Here is a 5679-nt window from a genome sequence, read left to right on the forward strand (position 1 = left end):
GTTTTATTAATTGAGTAAATAATTTTAATCATGAATTTAATTTAAAAGTGTTGTTGGTGAAAATATGGCAGAGTTAATAGATCCATGGGCATCATTTAGCTTAGATTATGATAAATTGGTCAATCAGTTTGGTATTGGCAAAATTTCTGAAATACTAAATGATATTAAAAATCCTCAAAGGTTAATGAAACGTGGTGTAATCTTTGGACATAGGGAATTTAATGAAATAAATAAATTAATCAATCAAAATAAGGAATTTGCTGTTGTAACTGGTATGATGCCAAGTGGACAAATGCATATTGGTCATAAAATGGTTGTTGACCAATTAAAATGGTATCAGGAAAAAGGTGCAATGTTATCACTTCCAATAGCAGATTTGGAATCATATGCCGCCAGAGGCATGAGTTTTGAAAAAGGTCGTGAAATTGCCGTTAATGAATATTTGACTAACTGGATTGCATTGGGGCTTGATTTGGAAAAAGATAATGTGAATGTGTATCTTCAATCTCAAAATAAGCTATTGCAGGATTTGGCTTTTAAGGCTTCAAGCAAAACTAATTTCAGCCAACTTAAGGCAATTTATGGGTTCACTCCATCAACCAATATTGCTCACGTTCAGGCACCATTGGTCCAGGTTGCGGATATTTTGCTTCCGCAAATTGAAGAGTTTGGAGGTCCGAAGAAAGTAGTTGTGCCTGTTGGTATAGACCAGGATCCACATATCAGATTAACTAGGGACATTGCCCATAAATTAAATGAGGATTTGGGATTTTTATCTCCGGCTTCCACTTATCATAGATTTTTAACCGGTTTGACAGGGGATAAGATGAGCAGTTCCAAACCGAATACTGCAATTTATCTTAATGATGAAACTAAAGATGCAGTCAAAAAGGTCAAATCAGCTAAAACCGGTGGAAGGGAAAGCCTGAAGGAACAGCAGGAACTTGGTGGAGAAGTTGACAAATGCGTTATCTATGAGATGTTATTGTATCATTTCATTGATGATGATGACGAGCTTGAAAAAATACGACAGGACTGTTTGAACGGCACATTGCGCTGTGGGGACTGTAAAGTAAAAACAGCGGAGTTAATGGAAGAATTCATGGAAGATTTAAAAGAAAAGCAAGTTGAAGCTCGCGAAATTGCAAAAACTTTGATATAATGATTGATTTAATTAAAAAAGAAGTAAAATTAGCATTTACAGAAAATAAATTTCCTATTATTGCTTCTGTTCTTATTCTTTTTATTCCTTTAATATTGGGATATGTATTTGAGCCTTACTTATTCAGTTATTTTAATCCTGTTGTTGAAGATTTGACCAATAAGGTTCAAAGCGGTGTTTTACAGTTAACATTCAATGATATATTTTTCAATAACATAAGAATTGTGCTTGAAATGTTTATTGGAGGACTGTTTTTCTGCTTTTCCGCTTTGATTTTAGCATTTAACGGATTCTTTGTAGGGTATTATGTGGCCACAACACCAAACTTGACCCAATCGTTGGTATTGATTATTCCTCATGGAATTTTTGAGTTCTCATCATGTATTTTGGGCTGCGCATCAGGTTTTGTCCTGTTCAGCTTTGCATATGGGGCGCTTAAAACATTTTTAAGTCAAAATGGCATGGGATTTGTTGATAGGATGGTATTTTCATACGATGAGAACTTCAATAGATTATTGCATGCATTTATATTGTTGGCCATTTCTTCTGTTCTGATGTTTATAGCAGCAATAATTGAAGTTTATTTAACAGTGCCAATCGGAAGGTTTTTGCTTTCTATTTAAGTTAAATTTTATATAATACAAGATTAAAAAATATAAATGTGATTTTTTATGATAAGATGTGTTTCATGTGGCGAAGAATATGATGATGACGAAGTAATCTACACCTGTGAAAAATGTGGATCTGTACTTGAACTCGTTAATGAAATTAATGTTTCTAAAGATATTTTTGATGGAAGAAAAGACAATTTGTGGAAGTTTAAGGAATGCATTCCCGTAGATGAATCCAAAATTGTTTCCCTTGATGAGGGCGGAACCCCATTTTGCAAATGTGATAAGTTAGGAGAAGAGCTTGGTGTAAACTTATATGTTAAAGTGGAAGGCTCCAATCCAACCGGAAGTTTCAAGGATAGGGGAATGACTGTAGGTATGACCAAAGCTATGGAACTGGGCGTAAGTACAGTCGGCTGTGCTTCAACAGGCAATACATCCGCATCACTTTCAGCATATGCGGCCAGAGCAGGTTTGCGCTGTATTGTATTTTTACCTTCAGGAAAAGTTGCTTTAGGTAAATTGGCCCAGGCAATGTTCCATGGTGCTGAAGTAATGTCCATAAATGGAAACTTTGATGAAGCACTTGAAGCCATGACCGCTCTTGCTTTAGAAAAACATCTTTATTTATTAAACTCAATCAACCCATATAGGCTGGAAGGTCAAAAGACTATAGGGTATGAAATTGTAAGGGATTTGGGTTGGCAGGCTCCTGACAGGATAATTTTACCTGTGGGAAATGCAGGAAATATCTCAGCTATCTGGAAAGGTGTAAAAGAGTTTTATGATGCAGGATTCATTAAAGACCTTCCAATGATGACAGGTATTCAGGCAGAAGGTGCATGTCCTGTTACTAATGCATTCAAAAAAGGAGATAAAAGGGTAGTCCCTGTTGAAAATCCTGAAACAATAGCTACTGCAATCCGTATTGGTGCTCCAGTAAGTGATATTAAAGCATTAAATGCAATTTATGATTCAAACGGTTATTCAGAAACAGTAACTGACGAAGAAATATTGGACGCTCAAAAATTGCTTGCAAGAACAGAGGGCATTGGTGTTGAACCGGCTTCAGCGGCTTCTATTGCAGGTCTTAAAAAACTTGTCGATGAAGGTGTTGTAGATAAAGGGGAAACAATAACCTGTGTCGTTACTGGACACTTGCTTAAAGATCCTAATACTGCAATTGAAGCATGTACACAACCTACTGAAGTGGATGCGGACATTGACACTTTAAGAAAAATACTTATGAACAAATAGATTTATTTTAATAAATCATATTTTATTTTTTTTATTCGATTTTTTGCTTTTTATTTCTTATTTTTTCAAATTTAATTAACACTTTTCTTTATTAAAGTATTATATGAAAAACATTTTCCGATACAATACTGTCAATTTTTAGGTTATTTTTATGTAGTTAGTAATGATGAAATCTTTCAAAATTAAAACTAATAAACCAATATATTTATATATAAGCAAATTAAAACTATTATTATCAAATAAATGAGGTGTAAATTATGAGTGAATTACCAATTGCTCCTGTAGGAAGAGTACTTAAAAATGCTGGTGCACAAAGAGTAAGTGATGATGCAAAAATTGCATTAACCGAAGCTATTGAAGATTACGGAAACGAAATCGCTGCAAAAGCTGTAGGCTTTGCTCGTCACGCAGGTAGAAAAACTGTAAAAGCTGAAGATGTAAAATTAGCAATCAAATAGATTTGTTAATTATTCCAGATAGTAATTTAATTACTATCTCTTTTACACTTTTTAACTATTTTTTTTAATAATTTTAATTATTTTAACCTATTTTTACAAACCTTTATATACTATGCAAACCAATTTAATATTGTCTAGTTCTCTAGAATTATTTCATTAATTACTAAATTTTTATTTTTAGTTTTGCTAAAAATTATATGAAATTCAGAAGTATTTGTATTGAAAGTCTAATCCCTCTTGTTTTTTTATTATGGGATTATATTTAGTGATATATGAATTATTCAAGAATTAGTATTATTAAAAACTATATTAAATTATTCATCTATTGAATAATTTGAGTAATTTCTATAGTTAAAAAATAATATAACTATATATAATTACATTATATTATGATTCAAAAAGAATTATAATATCTGCCGATGGATGGCATAGCCAGATGAAAAAGGAGGTATATTTTATGGCAAACATTTATGTAAAATTTGACACACCTGAAGAATTAGCTAAACAAGTTGAAGAAGCATTAGAAACCGCACAAGCTACCGGTAAAGTAGCAAAAGGTACTAACGAAGTAACTAAATTCATCGAAAGAGGAGATGCAAAATTAGTTGTTATCGCAGAAGATGTTGATCCTGCTGAAATCGTTGCTCACATTCCTGTTCTCGCTGATGAAAAAGAAATTCCATACGTCTACTTACCTACCAAAGAACAAGTTGGTGGAGCTGCAGGTTTAACTGTCGGTACTGCTTCTGCATGTATTGTAGATGCTGGTGATGCTGAAGCTGCTGTTTCTGAAATTGTAGAAAAAGTTGCTGAATTAAAAGAATAGATAAATTCTTTTAATAGATTTACGGTGATTTACATGGAAGAAGGAACCCCTGCTGAAGTCATTGAAGTTTTAAAAAGAACTGGTATGACTGGTGAGGTAATGCAAATTAAATGCAGAATCCTCGATGGTAGAGATAAAGGAAGAATTTTAACAAGAAACATTATGGGTCCTGTAAGAGAAGGTGACATTTTAATGTTACTTGATACAATCAGAGAAGCTAAAGAAATTAAGACTCCATAAGAAGGTGTAAGAACATGAGAACTTGTTCATTCTGTAAAAAGGAAATAGAAGAAGGTACTGGAAAGATGTACGTCAAAAGAGACGGTTCAATTTATTTCTTTTGTAGCAGCAAATGTGAAAAAAATATGATTAAGCTCGGAAGAGTTTCAAGAAAAGTTAAATGGGTTAAAGAATGATTCAAAAAAGTTTTGTAATGATGAAACCGGACGCTGTACAAAGACGTCTTATGGGTAAAATATTGTCCCGTTTTGAAGACAAAGGTCTTCAAATTGTAGCTGTTAAATTAATTCAAATCGATGAAGATTTAGCAAAAACTCATTATGGAGAACATGCTGAAAAACCATTTTTCCCAAGTTTAGTTGAGTATATTACTTCTTCACCATCTTTAGCAATGGTCATTGAAGGAGAAGAAGCTATTACTACTATTAGAAAAATTGTTGGTGCAACTAATCCTTTAGAAGCTGATCTTGGAACAATTAGAGGAGATTTCGGTATGGATACTGGTAGAAACATTATTCACGCATCCGATGCTCCTGAATCTGCTGAAAGAGAAATTGCTCTTTTCTTTAATGAAGATGAAATTTGCGATTACAAAATCGTCGACAATGATTTAATTTATGAATAAATTTAAGATTTTAAAAATTTGTTATTAAGAAAAAGATACTATGAAAATCAGATCCCCAATCGTATCCGTTTTAGGTCATGTAGACCATGGTAAAACAACATTATTAGATTACATTAGAGGCAGTACCATTGTTGATAAAGAAGCAGGTGGTATTACTCAACATATTGGTGCTACTGAAATTCCAAATGATACTATTGAAGAAATTTGTGGTAATTTTATTTCCAAATTAACAATTAAAGATTTAATCCCTGGTTTATTTTTTATTGATACTCCAGGTCACGCTGCATTCACCAGTTTAAGAAAACGTGGTGGTGCATTAGCAGATTTAGCAGTCTTGATTGTGGATATTAATGATGGATTCAAACCACAAACATATGAAGCATTCAACATTTTGAAAATGTACAAAACTCCTTTCATTGTTGTTGCAAACAAAATCGACATGATTTTTGGTTGGGAAACACATGAAGGCGCTTCTTTTAAGGAAACTTTTTCACAACAGG

At 33.0% G+C, this 5679-nt stretch carries 9 protein-coding genes; all 9 read left to right on the forward strand.

The window, feature by feature from the left end:
* Window positions 1-64: 64 nt before the first annotated feature.
* On the forward strand, window positions 65-1162 hold the full coding sequence (locus tag ACJMLZ_RS07115; protein WP_405304935.1) for a tryptophan--tRNA ligase: 1098 nt from the start codon (window positions 65-67) through the stop codon (window positions 1160-1162).
* Window positions 1162-1785: a stage II sporulation protein M gene (locus tag ACJMLZ_RS07120; protein ID WP_405304936.1), complete on the forward strand. Its 624-nt coding sequence runs from the start codon at window positions 1162-1164 to the stop codon at window positions 1783-1785. The genes ACJMLZ_RS07115 and ACJMLZ_RS07120 overlap by 1 nt, the downstream gene beginning before the upstream one ends.
* Window positions 1786-1833: 48 nt before the next feature.
* Window positions 1834-3030, forward strand: coding sequence for a threonine synthase (gene thrC, locus ACJMLZ_RS07125; RefSeq protein ID WP_405304937.1), 1197 nt, complete (start codon window positions 1834-1836; stop codon window positions 3028-3030).
* 257 nt (window positions 3031-3287) lie between these two features.
* Complete coding sequence (locus ACJMLZ_RS07130; RefSeq protein ID WP_296802243.1) at window positions 3288-3488, forward strand: histone family protein; 201 nt, start codon at window positions 3288-3290, stop codon at window positions 3486-3488.
* 457 nt (window positions 3489-3945) lie between these two features.
* Window positions 3946-4314, forward strand: coding sequence for a 50S ribosomal protein L7Ae (rpl7ae, locus tag ACJMLZ_RS07135; RefSeq protein ID WP_405304938.1), 369 nt, complete (start codon window positions 3946-3948; stop codon window positions 4312-4314).
* A 33-nt stretch (window positions 4315-4347) separates the two neighbouring features.
* Window positions 4348-4554, forward strand: a complete 207-nt coding sequence (locus ACJMLZ_RS07140) for a 30S ribosomal protein S28e (RefSeq protein WP_116669816.1) — start codon at window positions 4348-4350, stop codon at window positions 4552-4554.
* 14 nt (window positions 4555-4568) lie between these two features.
* Entirely contained in the window at window positions 4569-4730 is a 162-nt protein-coding gene (locus tag ACJMLZ_RS07145) for a 50S ribosomal protein L24e (RefSeq protein ID WP_067042904.1), read from the forward strand.
* The gene (gene ndk / locus ACJMLZ_RS07150) at window positions 4727-5179 is read left to right on the forward strand and encodes a nucleoside-diphosphate kinase (protein WP_296879813.1); all 453 of its coding nucleotides are present in this window, start codon (window positions 4727-4729) and stop codon (window positions 5177-5179) included. Before ACJMLZ_RS07145 ends, ndk begins: the two co-directional genes overlap by 4 nt.
* A 40-nt stretch (window positions 5180-5219) precedes the next feature.
* Window positions 5220-5679, forward strand: a 460-nt coding sequence (locus tag ACJMLZ_RS07155; RefSeq protein ID WP_405304939.1) for a GTP-binding protein, incomplete at its 3' end; no start/stop codon positions are given.

Source organism: Methanobrevibacter sp. (assembly GCF_045126245.1).
Taxonomy (GTDB): Archaea; Methanobacteriota; Methanobacteria; order Methanobacteriales; family Methanobacteriaceae; genus Methanocatella.

Bases quoted from the DNA above. Each gene is read 5' to 3' on its own strand.
- ACJMLZ_RS07115 (WP_405304935.1), top strand. From the start codon at position 65: ATGGCAGAGTTAATAGATCCATGGGCATCATTTAGCTTAGATTATGAT.
- ACJMLZ_RS07120 (WP_405304936.1), top strand. From the start codon at position 1,162: ATGATTGATTTAATTAAAAAAGAAGTAAAATTAGCATTTACAGAAAAT.
- thrC (WP_405304937.1), top strand. From the start codon at position 1,834: ATGATAAGATGTGTTTCATGTGGCGAAGAATATGATGATGACGAAGTA.
- ACJMLZ_RS07130 (WP_296802243.1), top strand. From the start codon at position 3,288: ATGAGTGAATTACCAATTGCTCCTGTAGGAAGAGTACTTAAAAATGCT.
- rpl7ae (WP_405304938.1), top strand. From the start codon at position 3,946: ATGGCAAACATTTATGTAAAATTTGACACACCTGAAGAATTAGCTAAA.
- ACJMLZ_RS07140 (WP_116669816.1), top strand. From the start codon at position 4,348: ATGGAAGAAGGAACCCCTGCTGAAGTCATTGAAGTTTTAAAAAGAACT.
- ACJMLZ_RS07145 (WP_067042904.1), top strand. From the start codon at position 4,569: ATGAGAACTTGTTCATTCTGTAAAAAGGAAATAGAAGAAGGTACTGGA.
- ndk (WP_296879813.1), top strand. From the start codon at position 4,727: ATGATTCAAAAAAGTTTTGTAATGATGAAACCGGACGCTGTACAAAGA.